Origin of the sequence: Streptomyces violascens (assembly GCF_014649955.1) — a bacterium.
In the GTDB taxonomy this organism is placed as follows: Bacteria; Actinomycetota; Actinomycetes; order Streptomycetales; family Streptomycetaceae; genus Streptomyces; species Streptomyces violascens.
Window position 1 is genome coordinate 326,257 of record NZ_BMUA01000002.1, and the last position, 24,294, is coordinate 350,550.

The following is a 24,294-nucleotide window of genomic DNA, read 5'->3' on the forward strand; positions in this document are numbered from 1 at the left end:
TCTCTGCTTGACCTGACGGTCGCCACAACCGAGGCTCCGGCCCGGCCCCTTCACGGGGGCCGGGCCGGAGTCTTTTGCGTACGCGTCTTTCGGACGTCCGCACTGCGGGCACGGGCGCGGGGTGCCCCGCCCCTGTCGATAGGCTTGCGGACGGTATCCAGTCCCTTGACCACCAGGAGCGAGCATGAGCGCTGTTACCCCCACCGGAGGCGACACCGTGGCGGCCCACTCCTGGCCGGGCGTCCTGGACGCGCTCCTCAGCGGCACCGACCAGAGCGCTGACGTGACCGCCTGGGCGATGGACAGGATCATGCGCGGCGAGGCCACCGACGCCCAGATCGCCGCCTTCGCGGTGGCCCTGCGCGCCAAGGGCGAGACCGTCGCCGAGATCACCGGCCTGGTGCGCACCATGTACGAGCACGCCAACCTCATCGAGGTGCCGGGCCCCAGTGTGGACATCGTCGGCACCGGCGGCGACAACGCCAAGACCGTCAACATCTCCACCATGTCGGCGATCGTGGTGGCCGGCACCGGCGCCAAGGTCGTCAAGCACGGCAACCGGGCCGCCTCCTCGGCCAGCGGCGCATCCGACGTACTGGAGAAGCTCGGCGTCAACCTCGACCTCACCCCGCGGCGGGTCGTCGAGGTCGCCGAGGAGGCCGGCATCACGTTCTGCTTCGCCGTGAAGTTCCACCCGGCGCTGCGCTACGTCGCCGCCGCCCGCCGCGAGATGGGCATCCGCACCACCTTCAACTTCCTCGGCCCGCTGACCAACCCCGCGCGGGTACGGGCCCAGGCGACCGGGGTCGCGGACGCGCGGATGGCGCCCATCGTGGCGGGCGTGCTCGCCGAACGCGGCTCCTCCGCGCTGGTCTTCCGCGGCGACGACGGCCTCGACGAGCTGACCACCACCGGTACGTCCCGGGTCTGGGTGGTGCGCGACGGCCGGGTCCGCGAGGAGAGCTTCGACCCGCGGGACGTCGGCATCGAGATCGTGCCCATCGAGGCGCTGCGCGGCGCGGACTCCTCGTACAACGCCGATGTCGCCCGGCGCCTGCTCGCGGGGGAACGCGGGCCGGTGCGGGACGCGGTGCTGCTCAATTCGGCGGCCGCCCTGGTCGCCCTCGAACCGGGGGACGGGCCGCTCGCCGGGCAGCTCGGCGCCGCGATGACCCGGGCCGCCGAGGCCATCGACTCGGGGTCGGCCCAGCGCGCGCTGGAGCGGTGGGTCGCGGCCAGCAACACCTAGCCCGTACCGGAGGCGCTCGTACCGATGTGACGCAAGGCGCAGTCCGGATCGCGGACGGTGCCTTGCACACGCCGGGACGTGTGGCAGGATGCTGTCCAAGGTCATGAGTGACAGCGATTTAGGCCCCGGCTCGCTGTCCGGCAACCCTCCGTCCGTGGCGGGGTGCCCCGGGTGAAGACCAGGTCGTAGGCAGCAAGGCTTACGGCAAGCGCGGACCCCTGGACATCGCGTGATGTCACAGCCCTGGGGTCCTGGTCCTCAAGGGAGCAGTCTCGTGAGCAAGCGAATGCGATAGGGCGTACCGCCCCTTCTTCACACCCTCCGCGCACCCTTCTTCGGGCTGCGTGTTCGAGGTCAACACCCGTACACGGCAAGGCAGTCGAACCCTCTCACTCGATGCAGGGTCGCGCCGCCGTACCCGGGCTCCGAAGTCAACTCGCCTTTTCCTGCCGGGAGATACCGCCATGTCCGCACGCCCCGCCGCCACCGCAACCGCCACCGCTTCCGCCGCCGTCGAGTCCGCCGACCCCTGCTGCGCGGCGCCGCTGCCGGTGCTCGGCCGCGATGTCACCGTGCCGCTGGTCACCGGCGGCGAGGTGACGTACGCCGCCCTCGACTACGCGGCGAGCGCGCCCGCCCTCCAGCGGGTCTGGGACGACGTCGCCGCGTACGCCCCCTACTACGGCAGCGTGCACCGCGGGGCCGGTTACCTCTCGCAGCTCTCCACCGACCTGTTCGAGAACAGCCGCGTCACGGTGGCCGAGTTCCTCGACTGCCGCCCCGGCGACCAGGTCGTCTTCACCCGCTCCACCACGGACTCGCTGAACCTGCTCGCCCAGGTGATCCCGGCCGGCTGCGAGGTCTTCGTCTTCGAGACCGAGCACCACGCCTCGCTGCTGCCGTGGCAGGGCGCCCGCGTGACGTACCTGAACGCGCCGCGCACCCCGCAGCAGGCCGTCGAGACCCTGGAGCGCGCGCTCGCCGACCGCGACCCCTACGGACCCGCGCTCGTGTGCGTCACCGGCGCGTCCAACGTCACCGGTGAGCTGTGGCCGGTGAAGGAACTCGCCGCCGCGGCGCACGCCCACGGCGCCCGCATCGTCCTGGACGCCGCCCAGCTCGCGCCCCATCACCCCGTCTCCGTACGGGAGTTGGACGTCGACTGGATCGCCTTCTCCGGACACAAGCTGTACGCGCCGTTCGGCTCGGGCGTGCTCGCCGGGCGCGCGGACTGGCTCCAGGAGTCCGAGCCGTACCTGGCCGGCGGCGGCGCCTCCAAGAAGGTCGCGCGGCGCGCCGACGGCGGCGTGGACGTCGAGTGGCACACCACGGCCGCCCGCCACGAGGCCGGGTCGCCCAACGTCATCGGCGTCTACTCCATCGCCTCCGCCTGCAAGGCGCTGACCGAGGCGGGCTTCGACTCGCTGGTCGAGCGGGAGCGGCACCTGATCGCGAAGGTGCGGGCCGGCCTGGCGGAGGTGCCCGAGGTCCGGGTCCTCTCGCTCTTCGGCGACGACGCGCCCCGGGTCGGCGTCATCTCGTTCGTCGTCGACGGCTGGAACAGCTCGCACTTCGCTGCGGCGCTGTCCGCGGAGTACGGCATCGGGGTGCGCGACGGCCTCTTCTGCGCCCACCCGCTGGTGCGTACGCTGCTCGGCAGCGACCCGCAGGACCCGGGCGAGTGCGGGGCCCCCGAGGCGGAGCCGGGCGAGCGCTCCCTGAACGCGATCCGGGTCAGCTTCGGGGCGGGCACCCCGGACGAGCACGTCGACCGCTTCGTGCGGGCTGTGCGGGAGCTGGTTACGCAGGGGGCGAAGTGGCAGTACCGCACGGAGTCGGGGCGCTGCGTCCCGGCGGTATGAACCCCGCCGGGCCACGCCTTACCGGGGGCTGTCGCCCCCGGAACCCCCGGGACTCCGCCCCGGACCCCGTTCATCGGTCGCCTGCGGGCCGTCGGTGGCTGGTCGCGCAGTTCCCCGCGCCCCTGGCGGCACTGGGTACAGGCATCTTCAGCCTGTCATGGGGGTCCCCCTGGCCCTTGAGGCCTTGGGGGAGTTTGAGGACGAGCGCCCTCAAGGCGCGCACGGGGTTCGGGGCGGAGCCCCGAGCAGGGTGGTCAGGAATCCAGGCCGATCGCGAAGGCCGCTTCCAGGTCGTGCTGGGAGTACGTCCGGAACGCGACGTGCGTATCCGTGCCCTCGACCCCGGGAATCTTGCTGATGCTGCCCGGGATGATGTCCGCCAGGTCGTCGTGGCGGGCCACCCTGACCAGCGCGATCAAGTCGTACGTACCCGTCACCGAGTACACCTCGCTGACGCTGTCGAGCGCCGCGATGGACTCCGCGATCTCGGGAATCCGGTCCACGCTGGTCTTGATGAGCACGATCGCGGTGATCACGGCTGGCTTTCTCCCTCGGTGGCGGCCGGACCCGCGGGCTTCACGGGCTTTCGGCGTTTCACTCTATCCGCCCCGCGGAAACGGGCCCACGCGTAGAGGAAGCCGAGGCCGAAGCCGATGAGATGGGCGAGGTAGGCCACCCCGGGCCCCGGCGGCGCGCTCCGGATCGCCAGCCACTGCAGGGCGAACCAGAAGACCAGGACCATCCACGCGGGGAAGCGCAGCGGAAGGAACAGCAGGAACGGGAAGATGCTGGTCACCCTGGCTCTGGGGAACAGGCGGAGGAAGGCGCCGAGCACCGCCGAGATGGCCCCGGACGCCCCCACCAGGGTCTGGTCCGAATCCGCGTGCGCCGCCGCGTACCCGAGCAGCGCCAGATAGCCGGCCGCCAGGTAGAACAGCGCGAACTCCAGCCGGCCCATCCCTTCCTCGGCCATCGCGCCGAAGACGTACAGGAACAGCATGTTGCCGAGCAGATGCAGCCAGCTGCCGTGCACGAACAGGGCGGTGAGCGGGGTGAGCAGGGTGTGCGGCCGCCCCGCCGTGAGCTCTTTCGGGATGACGCCCCAGCGGGTGAAGTAGTCGCTCTGGGCGCTCAGGATCGCGTCACCGGTTCCGTACTCCGTGTTCAGGCCGGAGACCGGGCCGATGACGAAGAGCAGGCAGCAGGCGGTGATCAGGCCATATGTCATGGCCGGACCGTGCACCGCGCCCTTGAGGATCGCCGCTCCCCGCCGCTTGATCATGGGGAGAGAATGGCCCAAAGGGAGCTTTCGGTACAGAGCGCCTCGCCGTGCCGGCGGGCGACGGGTAGGCCGTAGGGTTGCGGGCAGTACTCCCGCAGTTCGACGGCGCACCGCGAGATCCTGGACCATGGAAGTGGAAAAGAGGGCGGCACCACATGACCACCGTTCCCCAGCCGACCACCGAGACCCGGTGGCGCTGCACGCTCTGCGGAAACCTCACCCGTTTCGATGTCACCCGCTCGTCGAAAGTGATCGAGTACGTCCACCTGGACCTCGCCGGAGAGCCCAAGGTGGAGGAACGCGAGGTGGTCAGTGAGACCATCGAGTCGGTCCGCTGCCGCTGGTGCAACGCGGTGGACCAGATCGAGCTAGTGGACCGGCCGGGTACCGACGCCGCGGCCGCCTCCTGAGGGCGGCCGCCCGAGCGGTACGGATGACAGTTGGGGTGACGGATTGTGGAGCATGCAAGCGGTGCCGACCCGGCCGCTGCGGCCGGTGACGGCCCCGCCGAGGTGCTCGACCGCCCGCTGCCCGAAGGGGTGCGGCGCCGGGTCGTCGCCTTCGTCTCGGAGGCGTTCGGCGGCCTGACCGTCACCGAACTGCCGGGACAATTGCGGCAGTACGCCCGTTTCACCCCGACCCGGCGCGCCAAGTTCGCGGGCAACGCGATGGCCGCCGCGCTGGAGAGCGACCCCGTGTTCCGCCAGCGGATCGGCGAGCGGCTCAAGGAGGCGCAGCCCGAGCTGGCCGGCGCCGTCGAGGCCGGCTCGCCGCCCGCGGCCGCCGATCCCGTGGACGTGGCGGCGGCCGCCTATGTGCTGCGCCCCACCGGCTGGGTGAAACTGGTCGCGGCGGCCGGCGAGGAGGCCCAGCGGGCGTTCGCCGAGCGGGCCGACGAGGAGGGCCGGCGCGAACTGGAGCGGCTGCGCGAGGAACTCGCCGAGGCCCGCGCCCTGATCAAGTCCGAGAACGAGGCGTTGCGTCTCGAACTGCTCGCCGCCCGCAAGGAAGCCGAAACGCTCCAGCGCAAGCTGCGCAGCGCCCAGAGCGATGTGAAGCGCGGCGAGGCGGCGCTGCGCCGTACCACCTCCGAGATCGACGGCATCAAGTCCGAGGCGGCCGCCCAGGTGGCCGCCGCCGAGAGCGAGACCCGGCGCCTCAAGACGCGGCTCGGTGAGGCCGAGGCGGGTCTTGAGGCGAGCCGGCGCGCGGTTCGCGAGGGGCGTTCGGTGGAGGACATGCGGCTGCGGCTGCTGCTCGACACCGTTCTGGAGAGCGCCCAGGGTCTGCGCCGCGAACTGGCCCTGCCGCCCGCCTCCGTACGCCCCGCCGACACCGTGGACGCGGTCGCGCCGGGCAACATGACGCCCAAGGACATCGCGGCCCGGGCCCTGTCGGAGACCGACCCGGCGCTGCTCGACCAGCTGCTCGGGCTGCCCCAGGTGCACCTGGTCGTGGACGGCTACAACGTCACCAAGACGGGCTATCCGACGATGCCGTTGGAGAAGCAGCGGCTGCGGCTGCTCGGCGGCCTGTCCGTGCTCGCCGCGCAGACGGGCGCCGAGGTCACCTGTGTCTTCGACGGCGCGGAACTGGCGGCTCCGGTGCTGCTCGCGCCGCCCAGGGGCGTACGGGTCCTGTTCTCGAAGCCCGGGGTGACCGCGGACGAGCTGATCCGTCAGCTGGTGCGGGCCGAGCCGTCCGGGCGGCCCGTGGTGGTCGTCTCGACGGACAAGGAAGTCGCGGACGGCGTCGCCAAGGCGGGCGCCCGCCCGGTCGCCTCGCTGCTGCTCCTGAAGCGTCTTTCACGCGTCTGACGCATTCAGGGCGTTTGGCAACTCCTGTGTTCAATGCCCGAATTCGGGTGATCGCTGACCAGCGCTCCGTCAAGTGCCAACTACTGCGCGTGGGATGACAGTAAAGAATCATCTGGGCCCCGGAGTTTTTTCCTATCAGGATTTGAACTGATCACAGGAAGGTCACTAGGGTCGGGCCTCGTACCTTCACGCATTGATCACTCGTCCCGGGGTGACCGTGAAGGTCCCGCCGAGTGTGCCCTGTTCGGCGGCTGAGGAAGAAGGAGCTCGCCTTCGTGGGGTCCCACCGTCGTCCCAAGCCCGCGAGCCGCACCCGTGTGACCGTGCTCAGCGCGACCGCGGCCGCAGTCGTGGCCCTTACTTCGCAGGCTGCCCAGGCGGACCCGAAGCCCTCCAAGGACGAGGTCAAGAGCAAGGTCGACAAGCTCTACGACGAGGCCGAGCAGGCGACCGAGGCGGCCAACGGCGCCAAGGAGAAGCAGGCCGCCCTGGAGAAGGAGATCGGGCAGATCCAGGACAAGGTCGCCCGCGGACAGCAGGAGCTCAACACCCTGCGCAGCGGCCTCGGTTCGATGGCCTCGGCCCAGTACCGCTCCGGCGGCATCGACCCCTCGCTCGCGCTCTTCCTCTCCTCCAACCCGGACGACTTCCTGGACAAGGCCTCCTCCCTCGACCAGCTGAGCGCCAACCAGACCGAGGCGCTGCAGAAGATCCAGGGCAAGCAGCGCACCCTCGCGCAGGAGCGCAAGGAGGCCGAGGGCAAGCTGAAGGACCTCGCCGACACCCGCAAGGTGCTCGACGACAAGAAGAAGGAAGTCCAGGGCAAGCTCGGCGACGCGCAGACCCTGCTCAACTCCCTGACCGCGCAGGAGAAGGCCGCGCTCGCCGCCGACGACGCGCGCGCCAACCGCTCCAACGAGCGCCCGAACCTCGGCGATGTGCCCGCCTCGGGTGTCGGCGGCGCCGCCCTCGCCGCGGCCCAGACCCAGCTCGGCAAGCCGTACAGCTATGGCGCGACCGGCATGGCCACCTTCGACTGCTCGGGTCTGACGGGCTATGCCTACGGCCAGGCCGGCGTCCACCTGCCGCGCACCTCGCAGGAGCAGGCCAACGCGGGCACCCGGATCGGCCGCGGCGACCTCAAGCCCGGCGACCTGGTGCTCTTCTTCGGCGACCTGCACCACATCGGCCTCTACGCGGGCAACGGCATGGTGCTGCACGCGCCGAGGACCGGCACGGTCGTGCGCTACGAGTCGATGGACAACATGCCGTTCCAGTTCGGTGTGCGCATCGGCTGACCCGCCTTCCCCTCCGTCAGCTGCCGATGCCGCCCAAACGGGCGAATTACGGCAACTCGCACTGACGCCACGCCCCGCCGGTGACCTGTGCTCTCCGGTGGGGCGTCACTTTGCGTAGGCGGCGGGGTCGTTGGCCGCCCGGTGTGCGCCCGGTTACTGTCCGGCGTGCGGTTTCCCCGGTGACTCGCCGCCCGCCCGGGCGGCAGGGGCCGCACGCAGTGCAAGGGAGTGCGGCATACGTGGCGTCCCATCGCCGGCCTTCGCAGTCGGGCCTGACCCAGAGCGCCCGCGTCACCGTCCTTTCGGCCGCGGCGGCAACCGCCGCGGCAGCCCTCGCGGCCCCCGCGGCGAGCGCCGACCCGCACGGGCCGGCCTCCTCGGTACGGGCCAAGGTGGACCGCCTCTTCGAGGAGGCCGAGCAGGCCACCGAGCAGTACGACAAGGCCGACGCGCACGCGAAGGAGCTGCGCAAGCAGGTCAAGCAGGCGCAGGACGGCGTCGCGCGCGGCCAGGACAGGATCAACCGCATGCGGGGCGCGCTCGGCGCGATCGCCGGGGCGCAGTACCGACAGGGCGGCATCGACTCCACGCTCGCCCTGCTCCTGTCCTCGAACCCGGCCACGTATCTCGACCGGGCCGCCACCCTCGACCGGCTGAGTGAGCGTCAGACCAGCGCGCTCCAGGACCTCCAGCGCGAGCAGCGGCGCCTGTCCCAGCAGCGCGCCGAGGCCGGCCGCAAACTCGCCGAGCTGGAGCGCAGCCGCACCGAGGTGGCCCGGCACAAGCGGACCGTGGAGTCGAAGCTGGCCGAGGCGCGCCGCACGCTGAACGCGATGCCCACCGACGAGCGGGCCGCCTTCGCCCGCGCCTCCCGCACGGGACGCACCGAACTGCCCGCGCTCTCCGACTCGGCGCCCGCCTCCGCGCGGGCCGCGGCGGCCGTGATGGCGGCCCGCGCGGCGATCGGCAAGCCGTACATCTGGGGCTCCAGCGGTCCCGCCGGGTTCGACTGTTCGGGCCTGATGCAGTGGTCGTACGCCCAGGCCGGGCTCGGCCTGCCGCGCACCTCGCAGGAGCAGCGGTACGCCGGCCGCCAGGTGCCGCTCTCCGAGGCGAAGCCGGGCGACCTGATCACGTACCGGCACGACGCCAGCCACATCGCCATGTACATGGGGAACGGTCAGGTCGTGCACGCTCCGTATCCGGGGGCGCCGGTGCGCTACGACCCCGTGGGGATGATGCCCATTTCCTCGGTGACGCGCGTCTGACCGTACGATCGGCGCCGTGGCAGGTCATGGACGTGGTCGAGGAGTGTGGCGCGGGCGGGCGGCGGGATGTGCGCTCACCGCGCTGCTGCTGGTGGCCGGCTGCTCGGCGCCCGGCTCGGCCCCCGACGCCACGGCGAGCCAGGTGCAGCAGGTCCTCGACCGGCGCGCCGCCGCGGTCCTGAAGCACGACGAGGCCGGCTATCTGGCCGCCGTCGACCCCGCCGCCACCGGCCTGCGGGTGGCCCAGCGCACCGAGCTCGGCAACCTCGCGCAGGTGCCGATCGGCTCCTGGACGTACAAGGTCACCGGGGTGGACCGGCACGGCGCGACGGCGACCGCCAAGGTGGATCTGCGCTACCGGATCGAGGGCTACGACAGCGCCCCCGTGACGGCCGCCCGCGCCCTGACCCTCGACCGGCGCGGCGGCAGCTGGTACGTCACCGACGACCGGCCCGCCCAGGGCGCCGCCCAGCTGCTGTGGCAGCAGGGACCGGTCACGGCCGTACGCGGCGCGCACAGCCTGATCCTCGGAGTGGGCCAGGACCGGGCGAAGCTGGACGGGGTCGCGGCCGCGGAGGACGCGGCGGTGCCGGCGGTCTCGGCCGCGTGGCCGGGGAAGTGGGCAGGCCGGGTCGTGGTCCTCGTCCCCTCCTCCCTCGACGGCATGGCCGCGCTGCTCGGCGCGCCCGCCGCCTCCTACCGGGGCATCGCGGCGGTGACCACCGGCGAGGCGGGCGGCGCGGCGGCGGCCCCGGCGGACCGGGTGATCGTCAACCCGGAGGCGTACGCGGTCCTCGGTGATCTGGGCCGCAAGGTCGTCCTCACCCACGAGACCACCCATGTCGCGACCCGCGCCCACACCTCGCCCGCCACCCCGATGTGGCTCTCGGAGGGCTACGCGGACTGGGTCGGCTACCGCGGCACCGGCCGCACCGCCCCCCAGGCCGCCCCCGAACTCCAAAAGGCCGTCCGCGCGGGCGGCCTGCCCGCCGATCTGCCGAGCGACGCCGACTTCGGCTTCGACGGCGGCGCGGACCGCCTGGCGCGCGCGTACGAGGGCGGCTGGCTGGCCTGCCGTCTGATCGCCACCCAGTGGGGCGAGGCCACGCTGGCCCGCTTCTACACGAAGGTCGGCGACCAGCCCCACCGCGAGGGGGCGCTGGAGAAGGCGATGCAGGAGGAACTCGGCCTGTCTCCAAGGGAGTTCACGACGCGGTGGCGGGAGTACGTACGGGGGCAGCTGGCCTGATCAGGGCTTGTCCAGCTGCCCGATCGCCTCCGCCAGCCACCTCTTCTCCTCCGCGCCGGTGGCGCGCGCGATCCGCAGCATGCCCTGGCGGAACAGGTCCGGCGCCTGCTCGGCCGCGACGGGCTCGCCCTCGCGGTAGAAGAAGCTCGCCGGCGTTTCGAGGAAGGCCTGGCGCCGCCTCAGGACGGCCGCCTGCTCGGCGGGATCGGGCAGGTGCCGCAGGAAGGCGAGCAGGGTGAAGAACCGCTGCCCGTCGGTGATCTCGGCGTCCTTGGGGTGCCGCAGCCGCTCCAGGAGATCGGCGCGGCCCGCGTCCGTGAGGGAGAGGATGCGCCGGGGCGCGGCCCCGCTGCCCGGCTCGGTGCGCTGCTCCAGGGCGCCCGCCTTGGCGAGGCGGGTGATCGCCGGGTAGAGCGCCCCGTCGCTGACCGGCCGGATGTGCCCGCTGAGGCCCTTGATGCGCTCCTTGAGCTCGTAGCCGTGGAGGGGCTCCTCGCACAGGAATCCCAGGATCGACAGCTCCAGCATGGGCGCCCCTCGTCTTGTCCGGTTGCCGCGCCTCATGCTACCTCTTATCGAGCTACCTCGAATCGAGGTATTGCGAAAGGAGGGGGGAGAGGTCCATGGGGTCGACTGCTCATCGCCGGGCGCTGGTGTCGCTCGCGTATCCGGTCTACTGCGAGCTCCTGGCCGGGGTCGCGGCCGGGATCATCAACATGGTGTGGGTGGCCCGGCTCGGCGGGGACTCGGTGGCCGCGGTCGCTGTCGCCACCAATGTCGAGAACGTGCTGCTCGGGGTCGTCCTCATGGCCGGGTCGGGAACGACCGTGCTGCTCGCCCGGGCCGGAGGGGCCGGGGATCCGGGCGGGGTGCGGGCGGCGGTGCGGGGAGGCTGGGCGCTGTGGGCGCTGCTCACCCCGGTCGTCGCGGTGGGCGGGTTCCTGTGCCGGGAGCCGCTGGCTCGCCTGGTGCTCGGCGGCGACGCGGGCGCGGCCCTGCCGCTGGCCACCGGCTATTTCTCCATCGCGCTGCCCGGCATCGCGGTCTTCTTCGCCACCCACGTCGTGGACGGCATCCTCAAGGGCACGGGCGACACCCGCACCCCGATGCGCCTCGCACTGCTTGCCAACGGGCTGATCCTCGTCCTCGACCCGCTGCTCATCCTGGGCTGCGGCCTCGGCGTGCGGGGCGCGGCCATCGCCACCGTGCTCGGGCGGACCGTCGCGCTGGGGCGGGGGCTGGTGGTGCTGCGGCGCGGCGCGATGCTGCGCACGGCCGGGCCCTCGCCGCGCTCGCTGTCCGCCGATCTGCGCCGCACGGTGCGCACCGGACTCCCCATGTCCGCCGACTTCGTCGTGCGCATGGGCGGAGCGCTCGCGCTCGTCGGGATCGTCGCCCGGATCGGTGTCGCCGAGGTCGCCGCGTACGGGATCGCGACCAAGGCGATGTACGGGGCGACCATGGCCTTCTACTCCGTACGCCAGGCCGCCGCGATCCATACCGCGCGGCTGCTCGGGGCCGGGCGGGACGAGTGGCGGGCCGTCGCGCGGGCGGCGCTGCGCGTCTCGGGGGCGGTGGGGGGCGTCGCGCTCCTCGTGCTGCTCGCCGTGGCGCCCTGGATCATGGCGGGGTTCGGCGCGCGCGGGGAGGTGGCCGCGGCCGGTGCGCTGTATCTGCGCTGTCTGGGGCCCTACCTGGTGCTGCTCGCCTGCTTCATCGCGGTCGGCGGAGTCTTCGAGGGCAGCGGCGGCAGTCCGCTCCTGGCGCGGATCACCGGATGCGGCGTGGTGTTCCAACTGGCGCTCGCCCACGGGCTGTCGGGGCTCGGCCTGCCCGGCATCTGCCTGGCCATGGCGCTGGCCGCCGCCGCTCAGTGCGCGGCCCTGGCGTGGCTCTGCCGGCGTACCCCGAGGCCTCAGCAGGTGGTGGACGGCTCGGTGCTGCGGGCGGGCTGAAGGGGGAACGGCGGGAGGTTGCGGGTCGGGGACGTCGACTGCCACAGGCGACGGCAGGCGAGGAGCGAGGCGGTCAGCAGGAGACCGTTGCGGATGAGCAGAAGGAGGATGCCCAGCCAGTCGCTCTCGACCACGTGGGAGAACCAGACCGGGAACTCCAGGAGCGTCACGCCCGTCGCCGCCAGGACCAGCTGGGCCGGGCGGGTCATCGGGGTGCGGCGGAAGACCAGGCACACCCCGGCCAGACCCACCAGCCACAGGAGGTACTGGGGGCTGATCACCCGGCTCGTCGTCGTGAAGAGCAGGACGGCGGTGAAGGCCGCGTCCGCCGGGGTGCTCGGGCGCGTCGGGCCGCCGGACCTCAGGCGCCACAGCAGCAGCCAGCCGAAGGCGAGCGCGGTCAGCGCCATCGCGAGGGCGGACACCAGCGAGACGTACGGGCCGAGGAACTCCACCGAGCCGTAGTTCAGCTGCACCCGGCCGTTCCAGCCGAAGTGCCGGGCCGCGTGGAAGACCAGACCGCCGAGCGACTCGACCTCGGTGCCCCGCTCCCGCTGGAAGGTGAGGAAGGCGAGCGCGCCCGGCGCCGCCGCCATGCACGCCCCCAGGATCGCGGCGCCGGTCAGCACGGCGGCCGTCCAGGACCGGCGCGGCGCGCGGATCAGCAGGAGCACCGGCCACACCTTCAACAGCGCCCCGAGCGCGGCGAGGGCGCCCAGGATCCGCGGGTGGCGCACCCCCGCGAGCAGCGCCGCGACCGCGACCGCGGTCACCATCAGGTCGTAGCGGGCGTACGCGGTGGGGCCGAGCAGCGGGACGCCGACGGCCCACATCCAGGCGCCGTTCAGGGACTTGCCCGGGCGGCCCGCCGCGTACATCAGGAGGCCGAGGACCGCCGTGTCCGCCAGAAAGGCGAGCAGGAAGAACGCCGTCGCGTAGTCGAGGAAGGGCAGTGCCGCGGGGGAGAGGACCGCGAGGGCCGCGGCCGGCGGATACTGCCAGGTCACGTCGTCCAGCGGATACGTGCCGGCCGCGAGCACCTGCGCCCAGCCCTGGTAGATGACATGGATGTCGGTGGTGACGTCCGGACCCGGCAGGACGAGCACCCTGAAGACGCCGAACAGCAGCAGATAGCGGGTCGCGGCCCAGGTGGCCGCCACTGCGAAGGGGCGCCGCAGGATGCTCATGGTGTCCGTCTCGTCCTCATTTCGGGGGCCGGACCAGCCATGATGCCGGGTACCCGGGCGCCTCGGCCGTCAGGCGGGGCCCTTCCGGTTCGTGGCGCCGCCCCGCGGCCTCCCTTCGGCCGCGCGCCCCGGGTTCGGTACTGTCGGCGGCGATGCACAAGACCTTGATCGTGACCAATGACTTCCCGCCGCGGCCCGGCGGGATCCAGGCGTTCCTGCACAACATGGCGCTGCGCCTCGATCCCGAGCAGATCGTCGTCTACGCCTCGACGTGGAAGCGGAGCCGGGAGGGCATCGAGGCGACCGCCGCGTTCGACGCCGAGCAGCCGTTCACCGTCGTACGCGACCGCACCACGATGCTGCTTCCCACTCCCCGGGTGACCCGGCGGGCCGTCTCCCTGCTGCGCGAACACGGCTGCTCCTCCGTGTGGTTCGGGGCGGCGGCGCCGCTCGGCCTCATGGGGCCGGCGCTGCGCAGGGCCGGCGCGGAACGCCTGGTGGCGACCACGCACGGGCACGAGGCCGGATGGGCCCAACTCCCCGCCGCGCGGCAGTTGTTGAGGCGCATCGGCGAGGGCACGGACACGATCACCTATCTGGGTGAGTACACCCGCTCCCGCATCGCGGACGCGCTGACCCAGCACGCCGCCGCCCGCATGGTCCAACTCCCGCCCGGCGTCGACGAGAAGACCTTCCATCCCGGCTCCGGCGGCGACGCCGTACGCGCCCGGCTCGGGCTCGCCGACCGGCCCGTCGTGGTCTGCGTCTCGCGGCTCGTGCCGCGCAAGGGCCAGGACACGCTGATCCTCGCCATGCCGGCGGTCCTCGCGCAGGTGCCGGAGGCGGTACTGCTCATCGTGGGCGGCGGGCCGTACGAGGCCGACCTGCGCAAACTCGCCCTGGACACGGGGGTTTCGGCCTCCGTCCGCTTCACCGGGGCGGTGCCGTGGGAGGAGCTTCCCGCGCACTACGGGGCCGGTGACGTCTTCGCGATGCCCTGCCGCACGCGGCGCGGGGGCCTGGACGTCGAGGGGCTCGGCATCGTCTACCTGGAGGCCTCGGCGACCGGCCTGCCCGTGATCGCGGGCGACTCCGGCGGCGCGCCCGACGCGGTGCTCGACGGCGAGACGGGCTGGGTGGTGCGGGGCGGTTCCCCCGAGGACTCGGCGGACCGCATCGTCACGCTGCTCCAGGATGCGGAGTTGCGGCGGCGGATGGGGGAGCGGGGGCGGGAGTGGGTGGAGTCGAGGTGGCGCTGGGACCTCCTGGCGGAGAAGCTGAGAGGTCTGCTGTAGCGGATACGGCTCCGCTCCGCGGGGGCGGGATTCGGCTCTGGGGCCGGTCGGGGGCTGTCTGCGCAGTTCCCCGCGCCCCTGGTCCGTCTTCGCCCTCGGGGTGCGGGTGGTGATTGCGCAGTTCCCCGCGCCCCCAAAACCCGTCATTGGCCGCGGGCCGTGTGTGGTTGCTCGCGCAGTTCCCCGCGCCCCTGGCAGGGTTGATCCCGGCCGGGGCGGCATCTTCAGCCCGTCCGGCGTTTGAGGACGAGCGCCCTTCAGGCGCGAACCGGGGGGCCGGGGGCGGAGCCCCGGGGCCACCGTCCTGCGGGGGAGGGAAAATGAGCCTCTCCGGCGATTGAGGAGCGGGGCCGGGGGCGGAGCCCCCGGAAAGGCCGACCCGCTGCGGCTCAGCGGGTGTAGATCGCTTCGATCTCGTCCGCGAAGTCCTTGGCCACAACATTCCGCTTCAGCTTCAGCGAAGGCGTGATGTGCCCCGCCTCCTCGGTGAACTGCGCCCCGAGAACGCGGAACTTCCGTACCGACTCCGCCTTCGACACCGCCGCGTTGCCGTCGTCCACCGCCCGCTGCACCTCCGCCAGGAGATCCGCGTCGTCGCGCAGAGCGGCCACCGTCGCCACGGACTTGCCGTGCTCCTCGGCCCAGCGGCCCAGGAACTCCTCGTCCAGGGTGACGAGCGCGCCGACGAACGGCCGCCCGTCGCCGACCACCATGCACTCCGCGACGAGGGCGTGCGCGCGGATGCGGTCCTCGATGACCGCGGGGGCGACGTTCTTGCCGCCCGCCGTCACGATGATCTCCTTCTTGCGGCCGGTGATCGCGAGGTAGCCGTCCTCGTCGAGGGTGCCGATGTCGCCGGTGTGGAACCAGCCGTCGGCGAGCGCCTCGGCGGTGGCGGCCTCGTTGTTCCAGTAGCCCTGGAAGAGGTGCTCGCCGTGCAGCAGCACCTCGCCGTCGTCGGCGATGCGGACCACCGAGCCCGGCAGCGGCTGCCCGACCGTGCCGATCTTCGGCCGGTCCCAGGGGTTGAACGCGGTCGCGGCGCAGGACTCGGTGAGGCCGTAGCCCTCCAGGACCGTGAAGCCGATGCCGCGGAAGAAGTGGCCGAGCCGCTCGCCCAGCGGCGCGCCGCCGGAGATCGCGTACTCGCCGCGTCCGCCGAGCACCGCCCGCAGCTTGCTGAAGACGAGCTTGTCGAAGACCTTGTGCTTGATCTTCAGGCCGACCGAGGGCCCCGCGTCCGTGCTGAGCGCCGTGCTGTAGGCGATCGCGGTGTGCGCGGCCTTGTCGAAGATCTTGCCCTTGCCGTCGGCCTGCGCCTTGGCGCGCGCCGAGTTGTAGACCTTCTCGAAGACGCGCGGCACGCCGAGGATCAACGTCGGCCGGAACGAGGCGAGTTCATCGGTCAGGTTCTTGATGTCCGGTACGCAGCCGAGCTTGATCGGCGCCATCACCGAGGCCACCTCGACCAGGCGCCCGAAGACGTGGGCCGCGGGCAGGAAGAGCAGCACCGAGCACTCGCCCGTACGGAAGAGGGGCTTGAGCCGTTCCACCACGTTGCCGCACTCCGCGAAGAAGGCGCGGTGGGTCAGCACACAGCCCTTGGGGCGGCCGGTGGTGCCGGAGGTGTAGACGATGGTCGCCGGGTCGTCGGCGTGCGCCGAGGACATCCGCGCATCGAGCAGCTCGTCGGAGACGTCCGTGCCGGCCGCGGTGAGCCGGCCCACCGCGTCGGTGTCGAGCTGCCAGATGCCCTTGAGGGCGGGCAGGGCGGCCTGGACCGAGGCCACGGAGGCCTGGTGCGCCGCGGACTCGACGACGGCGAGCGTCGCGCCGGAGTCGCCGAGGATCCACTGGATCTGCTCGGGCGAGCTGGTCTCGTACACCGGGACGGTGACGGCGCCCGCGCTCCAGATCGCGAAGTCGAGCAGCACCCACTCGTACCGCGTCCGCGACAGCAGGGCCACCCGGTCGCCGGCCTCGACGCCCGAGGCGATCAGGCCTTTGGCGACGGCGCGCACCTCGGTGAGGAACTGGCGGGCGGTGACGTCGGCCCAGGCGCCCGCGACCTTGCGGCCCATGACCGCGACATCGGGATGCTGAGCGGCATTGCGGCGGATCAGATCCGTCAGGTTGCCGTCCGAAGGGACCTCGTACAGGGCCGGAAGGCTGAACTCGCGCAAGACTGCTGCTCCTCATCGGGCGCCGGTGCCACGGCTCTGTGTGATGCACCGGCTGCGGTCCAAGATCGGGCAGGTGCCCGGAGGCTTCCGTGGGGGGCGGAACTCCGAGCACGACTGGACTGCCCGGACGTTACCCATGGGTAGTGGGTTCCCGATAGGGGGTGCTGGCCAGATGTTCGGTGCGTCACACATGTTTGACACTGCTTCGCGCACAGTAGTCCACACCTTTGAGCACTCGGAAGTAACCGCAGGTCCGACGGCCTAAGGTGACCCTCATGCGAGTTCATGTGGTCAGTGACGTGCACGGGAACACCGAGGGCCTGGCCAAGGCGGGCGACGGGGCGGACGCCCTCGTCTGCCTCGGTGACCTGGTTCTCTTCCTCGACTACGCCGATCACTCGCGCGGCATCTTCCCCGACCTGTTCGGCGTCGAGAACGCCGACCGCATCGTCGCCCTGCGCACCGCCCGGCGCTTCGAGGAGGCCCGCGAGCTGGGGCGTTCGCTCTGGGCCGGACTGGACCGGGAGTCCGCGATCGAGGCCGCGGTCCGCCGCCAGTACGCCGAGATGTTCGCCGCCTTCCCCACCCCGACGTACGCCACGTACGGCAATGTCGACATGCCGGACCTCTGGCCGCAGTACGCGGGCCCGGGCACCACCGTCCTGGACGGCCAGCGCGTCGAGATAGCCGGGCGCGTCTTCGGCTTCGTCGGTGGCGGGCTGCGGACCGCGATGCGAACGCCCTATGAAATCTCGGACGAGGAGTACGCCGCCAAGGTCGAGGCGCTCGGCGAGGTCGACGTGCTCTGCTCGCACATCCCGCCCGAGGTCCCCGAGCTCGTCTACGACACCGTCGCCCGCCGCTTCGAGCGCGGCTCGCGGGCCCTGCTCGCCGCGATCCACAGGACCCGGCCCCGCTACTCCCTGTTCGGCCACGTCCACCAGCCGCTGGCCCGGCGGATGCGGATCGGCCGCACCGAGTGCGTGAACGTCGGCCACTTCGCCGCCACCTCCCGGCCCTTCGCCCTGGAGTGGTGATCCGGCCACTGGAGTGACCAGCGGCCCGTACGCGATAGCCTGCACGCACACCTCCCCACCGCCGCCGCCCGCGCGGGGCGGGGGAGAGACCAGACCCGGACCGCGCACTGGAGGAGCCACGACGATGGCGGAACACACCAGCTCGTCTATCACCATCGAGGCGGCCCCGGCCGATGTCATGGGCGTGATCGCGGACTTCGCCCGCTACCCGGAGTGGACCGGCGAGGTGAAGGAGGCCGAGGTGCTCGCCACCGACGCCGCCGGTCACGCCGAGAAGGTGCGCCTGCTGCTCGACGCGGGCGCCATCAAGGACGACCACACCCTCGCCTACACCTGGAACGGCAACCAGGTCAGCTGGACGCTGGTCAAGTCCCAGATGCTGCGCACCCTCGACGGCTCGTACACCCTGGCCGACGCCCCCGGCGGACAGACCGAGGTCACCTACCAGCTGACCGTCGACGTCAAGATCCCCATGCTCGGCATGATCAAGCGCAAGGCGGAGAAGGTCATCATCGACCGCGCGCTGGCCGGTCTGAAGAAGCGCGTCGAGAGCGGCCCGGGCGAAGCCGGGGCGGGTTCCGCCGACGGGGCCGAGAAGCTCTAGACGTGCGTACGGTCCTCGTCACCGGCCCCGGCGGCGCGGGCCGCACCACCGTCGCGGCGGCGACCGCACTCGCCGCCGCCCGCAGCGGCACCCGGGTCACGCTGCTGACCTCGGACCGGCTCCCGGGCGAACTCGCCGGAGTCACCGTCCGGCGCATCGATTCGGCCGCGCACTTCCGCGCCGAACTCCTCGCCTTCCAGGACCGCGCGGGCGTCGCCCTCGACCTCCTCGGCGCCTCCCGCCTGGACGCCGAGGAGCTCACCGAACTCCCCGGTGCCGAACAGCTCGCCCTGCTCAGCGCCCTGCGCGAGGCCGCCGCCGACGAGCCGGGCCTGCTCGTCGTCGACCTCCCTCCGGCCGACCGGGCGCTCGCCGCCCTCGCCCTGCCCGAGCAGCTGCGCCGCTATCTGCGCCGCCTCCTGCCGCCCGAGCGCCAGGCGGCCCGCTCGCTGCGCCCGGTCCTCGCCCAGCTCGCCGGGGTCCCCATGCCCGCGCGGTGGCTGTACGAGACCGCCGCCCGCTGGGACCTCGAACTGGCCGCCGTCCAGGCCGTGATCGAAGACCCGGGCACGACCGTACGGCTCGTCGCGGAGCCCGGACCGGCCGCTGCCGAGGCCCTGCGCACCGCCCGGCTCGGCATCGCCGTGCAGCGGCTCGCCCTCGACGCGGTGGTCGCGAACAAGCTGCTGCCCGCCGAGACCCCCGACCCCTGGCTCGCCGGCCTGGTCGCCCAGCAGCGCAAGCACCTGGACGAGCTGGCCGGGGAGTTCCCCGTCGTAACCGAGGTGGCGCACCTCGGGCGTGACCCGCGCGGCGACGACGACCTGGAGCGGCTCGGCACCGGATCCGGGCCGGACGGCGCCCCGGCCCCGCAGTGGAGCATCGAGGACCGGCTCGCCGAGGACGACGTCCTGGTGTGGCGCCTGCCGCTGCCCGGCGCGGTCAAGGACGGCCTCGCGCTGGTGCGGCGCGGCGACGAACTCCTGCTCACCGTCGGCCCGTTCCGGCGCATCGCGGCGCTGCCGTCCGCGCTGCGCCGCTGCACCGTCACCGGGGCCGGGCTGCACGACGGCGTACTGGAGATCCGGTTCGCCCCCGATCCCGAGCTGTGGCCGCGCGGTCGCTGAACGGGGCACCCCCGTTCGGGTAACGTCGAGGGAAACAGCCCTGTAGGAAAACCAGCCGCTGGAGTCCGCCATGAGCGAAGCCACCGAGCGCCCCGCCCCCGACGCGGATGCCTGGGCCGAGGCCTGCGCCGAGGACCTGGCTGCCGAGAAGGCGCGCCGCCGCGCCCAGTACGGCTCCCCGCCGGGATCCGCCGCCGAGGAGCTGCGCAAGCTCCTCGACGCCGTCACCGACAAGGTCGCCGGCATCTTCGAGGGACCGTCCTCGCTGTCCGGCCTGGGGACGCAAGGCGCCGTACAGCAGCTGATCAGCCAGGCGAAGTCCGCCGTCGAGCCGGTCATCGAGCGCAACCCCGAGGTCTTCGACCACCTCGCCGCGGCCGGCAACGAGCTGCTCGCCGCCTACCGCTCGGCCGTCGAGGGCCACGAGCGCCGCTGGACATCGGCCGACGACCGCAAGCGGGACGAGGGCGCCGGCCCCACCGAGCACATCGACCTCGACTGAGACCCCCACCGGGACCGGGCGCCCAGCAGGCACCGGACCCGCCCTCACACCCGCCGCGAACACGGGCTCCTCACGCTGAGTGCCGCCCCGGCTCGGGTACGGTTGGCCGTAGCGGGGCTCGACCGAACTGAGGGATTCATGGGACTCACCATCGGTGTCGATATCGGCGGCACGAAGATCGCGGCGGGCGTGGTCGACGAGGACGGCAACATCCTCTCGACCCACAAGGTGCCGACCCCCGGCACGCCCGATGCCATCGTGGACGCGATCGCCTCGGCCGTCGACGGCGCACGCGCCGGACACGAGATCGTGGGCGTGGGGATCGGGGCCGCCGGATACGTCAACCGCCAGCGGTCCACCGTCTACTTCGCGCCCAACATCGACTGGCGCCAGGAGCCGCTGAAGGAGAAGGTCGAACAGCGCACCGGCCTCCCGGTCGTCGTCGAGAACGACGCCAACGCGGCGGCCTGGGGCGAGTACCGCTTCGGTGCCGGCAAGGGCCACCGGAACGTCATCTGCATCACGCTCGGCACCGGCCTCGGCGGCGGCATCATCATCGGCAACAAGCTGCGCCGCGGCCACTTCGGCGTGGCCGCCGAGTTCGGCCACATCCGGATGGTGCCGGACGGTCTGCTGTGCGGCTGCGGCAGCCAGGGCTGCTGGGAGCAGTACGCCTCTGGCCGCGCCCTGGTCCGCTACGCCAAGCAGCGCGCCAACGCCACCCCCGAGAACGCCGAGTTCCTGCTCGGCCTCGGCGACGGCACCCCCGAGGGCATCGAGGGCAAGCACATCTCGATGGCCGCCCGCCAGGGCGACCCGGTCGCGGTCGACTCCTACCGCGAACTGGCGCGCTGGGCGGGCGCGGGCCTGGCCGATCTGGCCTCGCTCTTCGACCCGTCGGCGTTCATCGTCGGCGGCGGGCTCTCGGACGAGGGCGAGCTGGTGCTCGACCCGATCCGCAAGTCCTACAAGCGCTGGCTGGTCGGCGGCAACTGGCGCCCGGTCGCCGATGTCATCGCGGCCCAGCTCGGCAACAAGGCCGGCCTGGTCGGCGCGGCCGACCTCGCGCGGCAGCCCGACCCGATCATGTAAGGCCCGCACCACCGACAGCGCCCGCCGAGTCCTCCCCGGACCGGCGGGCGCTGTCATACGTTGTGGACCATGACGACCTCTGCCGCCCAACTTCCCGCGTCCGCCACGGAGAACGGCTCGGCCGTGATCCGCGTCCTCAGCTACAACATCCGCTCGATGCGCGACGACAACGCGGCCCTTGCCCGGGTGATCCGCGCCTGCGAGCCCGATCTCGTCCTCGTCCAGGAGGCGCCCAGATTCTTCCGCTGGCGCAAGGCCGCGGCGCGCCTCGCGGCGGCGACCGACCTGGTGATCCTGAGCGGCGGCGCGACGGCCGCGGGCCCGATGCTGCTCTGCTCGCTGCGGGCCACCGTGGAACGCACCGAGGACGTGCTGCTTCCGCTCACCCCCGGCCTGCACCGGCGCGGTTTCGCGATCGCGGTGGTACGGATCGGCGGGGCCAGGATCGGCGTCCTGAGCGCCCACCTCAGCCTTCAGGCGGCCGAGCGGTACGAGCAGGCGGGGGCGCTGCTCGACCGGATCGCCGGGATGGGCGTGGAGCACGCGATCGCGGGCGGCGACCTGAACGAGCGGCCCGGCGGGCGCAGCTTCACCCGGCTTGCCGGGGCGCTCCAGGACTGCCGGGAAGCGGCGCCGTGGGGCGGCGGGCCGACCTTCCCGCCGAAGGACCCGCATCAGCGGATCGACGCGATCTTCGCGACCCACGGCGTCGAAGTCCTGGGCTGCGGCGTGCCGTTGGGGCTGGCGGCCCCGGCCGATCTGACGGCGGCCACGGACCATCTGCCGGTGCTGGCGGCGCTACGGGTGCCGACGGGGTGAGCCCCGCGCGGGGCCGGGCTCTGAGGGGGGCGCGGGGAACTGCGTGCTCAGCCACTGCGGACCCGCACCCGAAGGGGCGCGGGGAACTGCGCGACCGGCCGCAGCGGGCCCGCACCCGAAGAAACCACGCGGAGCGAGCCGCTCAGACGACGGCGCCGCGCCCCGGGTCGTCGTCGTCCTCGTCGTGCTGCATGCGGGCGAAGAGCGTGCCGATGCCGCCCAGGAAGCCGCCCACGCCGAGCATGGTGAGCCACCACGTCATGTCCCAGCCGAAGATCGCCGCGAGGATCAGCAGCAGCGGGCCGCCCACCACGCCCAGCCACGCGAACTTCGCCGTGACGTCGGCCTCCGGCAGCGGGGGCGGCTCCGGCGGCACGAAGTGGCCCTCGTCCGAGGCGTCCAGGCCGTCGTCGGACGGCTCGGCGGGCGCGTAGTCGCGCGGGCCGCCCACGCCGGGCGCGAACACCACCGAACTGCCGAGCGCCGGCGTGCCGACGCCCTTGTCACCGCTCTTGTCCAGGCCCTTGTCGGGGCTCTTGCCGGTCTCGGACGCCGCGCCGCTCTCGTCGTCCTCGTCGGGCTCGTCCTCGATCAGGGCGAGGTCCTCCACCGATCTATAGGGTCTGGCACCCGGCGGGTCGGCCGGCTCCTCGCCGTACCCCGCCACGATCGCCGCCCAGGCAGCCTCTTCGTCGATCGGCTGCGGTTCGCGGTCCGCGTCGTGCTCAGCCACCGGTCGTGCTCCCCTTCTTCCCGACGCTAGGAGCGAGGCGGCCGATGAACGAGTAGCTCTCCTCGAAGATCCGCTCCGCATCGTGGTCCAACGTCGCCACGTGGTAGCTCTGTTCCAGCAGGATCTCCTCGACGTCCGTGGAGGACACCCGGCTGAGGATCCGCGCCGAGTCGACCGGCGGCACCACATGGTCCTGCGGGCTGTGCAGGACCACCAACGGCTGGGTGACCTGCGGCAGTTCGCCGTCCACGATCTTGAAGAAGTTGCGCAGCGAGTGGGCCGCGTGCAGCGGCACCCGGTCGTAGCCGACCTCCTCGGAGCCCTCCTTGGCGATGTCGCTGGCGATGCCCTTCGTGGACCGTACGAAGTGGCGGACGACGGGCAGCGCGTGGGCGGCCGCGCCGTGCACTTTGTTGCCCGGGTTGACGAGTACCAGCCCGGTGACCGCGTCGCCGTGCTTCGCGGCGAGGCGCAGGGACAGGGCGCCGCCCATGGAGAGCCCGAAGACGAAGACCTGGGTGCAGCGCTCGGTGAGCTCGCGCAGCGCGCGGTCCACCTCCGCGTACCAGTCCTGCCAGCCCGTGAGCTGCATGTCCTGCCAGCGGGTGCCGTGCCCCGGAAGGAGCGGCAGCGAGACCGTGAGGCCGCGCTCGGCGAGGTAGTCGGCCCAGGGGCGCAGCGACTGCGGGGAACCGGTGAAACCGTGACAGAGGAGGACGCCGACCTCTCCGCCCTCGTGGCGGAACGGCTCGGCTCCAGGGAGGACCGGCACCAGGGGTCTCCTGTTCATGAGCAGGGGCGGGGTTGTGCGGGGGAGTCGTACTTCACGGTACGCGACCGGACCGACACCGACCAGGGCCGTCGCGCGGGAGGCCGGGCCCGGCACGGGTTAAGGTCTGTTCGACAAGCACAGGAAGGCATCCGAGTTGATCTACGGCGCAATGAAGTTCTCCATCGGCGGGTCGCTGAAGCTCGCCTTCAGGCCGTGGGTGGAGGGCCTGGAGAACATTCCCGCCGAGGGTCCGGCGATCCTCGCGAGCAACCACCTCTCCTTCTCGGACTCCTTCTTCCTGCCGGCCGTCCTCGACCGCAAGGTGACCTTCATCGCCAAGGCCGAGTACTTCACCTCCCCCGGGGTCAAGGGCAAGCTGACGGCCGCGTTCTTCAAGGGCGTCGGCCAGCTCCCGGTGGACCGCTCCGGCGCCCGCGGGGCCGGTGAGGCCGCGATCAACGCCGGCATCGACGTCATCAAGAGCGGCGGCCTCTTCGGCATCTACCCGGAGGGCACCCGCTCGCCCGACGGCCGCCTCTACCGCGGCAAGCCGGGCGGCCTCGCCCGGGTCGCGCTGGCCACCGGCGCCCCCGTGATCCCGGTCGCGATGATCGACACCGAGAAGATCCAGCCGCCGGGGAAGGTCGTCCCCAAGCTGATGCGCCCCGGCATCAGGATCGGCAAGCCGCTCGACTTCAGCCGCTACCAGGGCATGGAGGGCGACCGCTTCATCCTGCGCTCGGTGACCGACGAGGTCATGTACGAGATCATGAAGCTCTCCGGCCAGGAGTACGTCGACATCTACGCGACGGCCGCCAAGCGGCAGATCGCGGACGAGGCCAAGCGGATCGCCGACGAGCAGAAGGCCGCCGAGAAGGCGGAGCGGGCCCGCGAGATCGAGCAGGCCAAGCGGGCGGAACGGCCCGGCGACTAGCCTCGTCCGTCCAGGGGGCCGGGCCGGGG

Annotated in this window: 23 protein-coding genes and 1 riboswitch; of the genes, 16 read left to right on the forward strand and 7 right to left on the reverse strand. The window is 72.4% G+C overall.

Annotated elements, in window-relative coordinates; genetic code table 11:
- The first annotated feature begins 184 nt into the window (after positions 1-184).
- Both trpD and IE206_RS06590 read left to right on the forward strand, forming a co-directional pair.
- The gene (gene trpD, locus IE206_RS06585) at positions 185-1,249 is read left to right on the forward strand and encodes an anthranilate phosphoribosyltransferase (RefSeq protein ID WP_189961057.1); all 1,065 of its coding nucleotides are present in this window, start codon (positions 185-187) and stop codon (positions 1,247-1,249) included.
- Positions 1,250-1,348: 99 nt separating this feature from the next.
- A riboswitch (SAM riboswitch) is annotated at positions 1,349-1,466 on the forward strand.
- Positions 1,467-1,713: 247 nt separating this feature from the next.
- A complete protein-coding gene (locus IE206_RS06590) occupies positions 1,714-3,111 on the forward strand; it encodes an aminotransferase class V-fold PLP-dependent enzyme (protein WP_189961058.1) in 1,398 nt (465 codons plus the stop codon).
- A gap of 254 nt (positions 3,112-3,365) precedes the next feature.
- Here IE206_RS06590 and IE206_RS06595 read toward each other — a convergent pair whose 3' ends face one another.
- Together IE206_RS06595 and IE206_RS06600 are read right to left on the reverse strand one after the other, a co-directional pair.
- On the reverse strand, positions 3,366-3,647 hold the full coding sequence (locus IE206_RS06595; RefSeq protein WP_053727718.1) for an Lrp/AsnC family transcriptional regulator: 282 nt from the start codon (positions 3,645-3,647) through the stop codon (positions 3,366-3,368).
- A complete protein-coding gene (locus IE206_RS06600; RefSeq protein ID WP_226598775.1) occupies positions 3,644-4,393 on the reverse strand; it encodes a rhomboid family intramembrane serine protease in 750 nt (249 codons plus the stop codon). Before IE206_RS06600 ends, IE206_RS06595 begins: the two co-directional genes overlap by 4 nt.
- Before the next feature lie 155 nt (positions 4,394-4,548).
- Here IE206_RS06600 and IE206_RS06605 point away from each other — a divergent pair, with 155 nt between their 5' ends.
- From IE206_RS06605 to IE206_RS06625, 5 genes are all read left to right on the forward strand, one after another.
- Positions 4,549-4,803: a hypothetical protein gene (locus IE206_RS06605; RefSeq protein WP_189961059.1), complete on the forward strand. Its 255-nt coding sequence runs from the start codon at positions 4,549-4,551 to the stop codon at positions 4,801-4,803.
- 45 nt (positions 4,804-4,848) lie between these two features.
- Entirely contained in the window at positions 4,849-6,210 is a 1,362-nt protein-coding gene (locus IE206_RS06610; protein WP_373300873.1) for an NYN domain-containing protein, read from the forward strand.
- Between the two features lie 275 nt (positions 6,211-6,485).
- Complete coding sequence (locus IE206_RS06615; protein WP_189961060.1) at positions 6,486-7,508, forward strand: C40 family peptidase; 1,023 nt, start codon at positions 6,486-6,488, stop codon at positions 7,506-7,508.
- Between the two features lie 239 nt (positions 7,509-7,747).
- A complete protein-coding gene (locus IE206_RS06620) occupies positions 7,748-8,776 on the forward strand; it encodes a C40 family peptidase (protein ID WP_189961061.1) in 1,029 nt (342 codons plus the stop codon).
- Positions 8,777-8,792: 16 nt separating this feature from the next.
- Positions 8,793-10,025 (forward strand): hypothetical protein, encoded by a 1,233-nt coding sequence (locus tag IE206_RS06625; RefSeq protein ID WP_226598774.1) that lies wholly within the window; start codon positions 8,793-8,795, stop codon positions 10,023-10,025.
- Here IE206_RS06625 and IE206_RS06630 read toward each other — a convergent pair whose 3' ends face one another.
- The gene (locus IE206_RS06630) at positions 10,026-10,553 is read right to left on the reverse strand and encodes a PadR family transcriptional regulator (protein WP_189961062.1); all 528 of its coding nucleotides are present in this window, start codon (positions 10,551-10,553) and stop codon (positions 10,026-10,028) included.
- 95 nt (positions 10,554-10,648) lie between these two features.
- On the opposite strand from IE206_RS06630, the gene IE206_RS06635 reads away from it, so the two are divergent.
- Positions 10,649-11,980 (forward strand): MATE family efflux transporter, encoded by a 1,332-nt coding sequence (locus IE206_RS06635; RefSeq protein ID WP_189961063.1) that lies wholly within the window; start codon positions 10,649-10,651, stop codon positions 11,978-11,980.
- Here IE206_RS06635 and IE206_RS06640 read toward each other — a convergent pair.
- Positions 11,941-13,167, reverse strand: a complete 1,227-nt coding sequence (locus IE206_RS06640) for a glycosyltransferase 87 family protein (RefSeq protein ID WP_189961064.1) — start codon at positions 13,165-13,167, stop codon at positions 11,941-11,943. The genes IE206_RS06635 and IE206_RS06640 overlap by 40 nt on opposite strands.
- 152 nt (positions 13,168-13,319) lie before the next feature.
- Here IE206_RS06640 and IE206_RS06645 point away from each other — a divergent pair, with 152 nt between their 5' ends.
- Positions 13,320-14,462 (forward strand): glycosyltransferase family 4 protein, encoded by a 1,143-nt coding sequence (locus IE206_RS06645; RefSeq protein WP_189961065.1) that lies wholly within the window; start codon positions 13,320-13,322, stop codon positions 14,460-14,462.
- Positions 14,463-14,851: 389 nt separating this feature from the next.
- Here IE206_RS06645 and IE206_RS06650 read toward each other — a convergent pair whose 3' ends face one another.
- The gene (locus tag IE206_RS06650; protein WP_189961066.1) at positions 14,852-16,645 is read right to left on the reverse strand and encodes an AMP-dependent synthetase/ligase; all 1,794 of its coding nucleotides are present in this window, start codon (positions 16,643-16,645) and stop codon (positions 14,852-14,854) included.
- A gap of 275 nt (positions 16,646-16,920) precedes the next feature.
- Here IE206_RS06650 and IE206_RS06655 point away from each other — a divergent pair, with 275 nt between their 5' ends.
- The 6 genes from IE206_RS06655 (at position 16,921) to IE206_RS06680 (ending at position 21,826) form a co-directional block, all read left to right on the forward strand.
- The gene (locus tag IE206_RS06655) at positions 16,921-17,682 is read left to right on the forward strand and encodes a metallophosphoesterase family protein (RefSeq protein WP_189961067.1); all 762 of its coding nucleotides are present in this window, start codon (positions 16,921-16,923) and stop codon (positions 17,680-17,682) included.
- 124 nt (positions 17,683-17,806) lie between these two features.
- The gene (locus IE206_RS06660) at positions 17,807-18,286 is read left to right on the forward strand and encodes an SRPBCC family protein (RefSeq protein ID WP_189961068.1); all 480 of its coding nucleotides are present in this window, start codon (positions 17,807-17,809) and stop codon (positions 18,284-18,286) included.
- Between the two features lie 2 nt (positions 18,287-18,288).
- Positions 18,289-19,413, forward strand: a complete 1,125-nt coding sequence (locus IE206_RS06665) for an ArsA family ATPase (RefSeq protein WP_189961069.1) — start codon at positions 18,289-18,291, stop codon at positions 19,411-19,413.
- 70 nt (positions 19,414-19,483) lie between these two features.
- Entirely contained in the window at positions 19,484-19,915 is a 432-nt protein-coding gene (locus tag IE206_RS06670) for a DUF5304 domain-containing protein (RefSeq protein WP_189961070.1), read from the forward strand.
- A 138-nt stretch (positions 19,916-20,053) separates the two neighbouring features.
- Positions 20,054-21,007, forward strand: a complete 954-nt coding sequence (locus tag IE206_RS06675; RefSeq protein WP_053727734.1) for an ROK family glucokinase — start codon at positions 20,054-20,056, stop codon at positions 21,005-21,007.
- Between the two features lie 69 nt (positions 21,008-21,076).
- Positions 21,077-21,826: an endonuclease/exonuclease/phosphatase family protein gene (locus IE206_RS06680; protein WP_189961071.1), complete on the forward strand. Its 750-nt coding sequence runs from the start codon at positions 21,077-21,079 to the stop codon at positions 21,824-21,826.
- A gap of 142 nt (positions 21,827-21,968) precedes the next feature.
- Here IE206_RS06680 and IE206_RS06685 read toward each other — a convergent pair whose 3' ends face one another.
- A complete protein-coding gene (locus IE206_RS06685; protein ID WP_373300875.1) occupies positions 21,969-22,640 on the reverse strand; it encodes a hypothetical protein in 672 nt (223 codons plus the stop codon).
- The gene (locus tag IE206_RS06690) at positions 22,552-23,331 is read right to left on the reverse strand and encodes an alpha/beta hydrolase (protein ID WP_189961408.1); all 780 of its coding nucleotides are present in this window, start codon (positions 23,329-23,331) and stop codon (positions 22,552-22,554) included. Before IE206_RS06690 ends, IE206_RS06685 begins: the two co-directional genes overlap by 89 nt.
- A 154-nt stretch (positions 23,332-23,485) precedes the next feature.
- Here IE206_RS06690 and IE206_RS06695 point away from each other — a divergent pair, with 154 nt between their 5' ends.
- Complete coding sequence (locus IE206_RS06695) at positions 23,486-24,265, forward strand: 1-acyl-sn-glycerol-3-phosphate acyltransferase (RefSeq protein ID WP_189961073.1); 780 nt, start codon at positions 23,486-23,488, stop codon at positions 24,263-24,265.
- Positions 24,266-24,294: the final 29 nt, after the last annotated feature.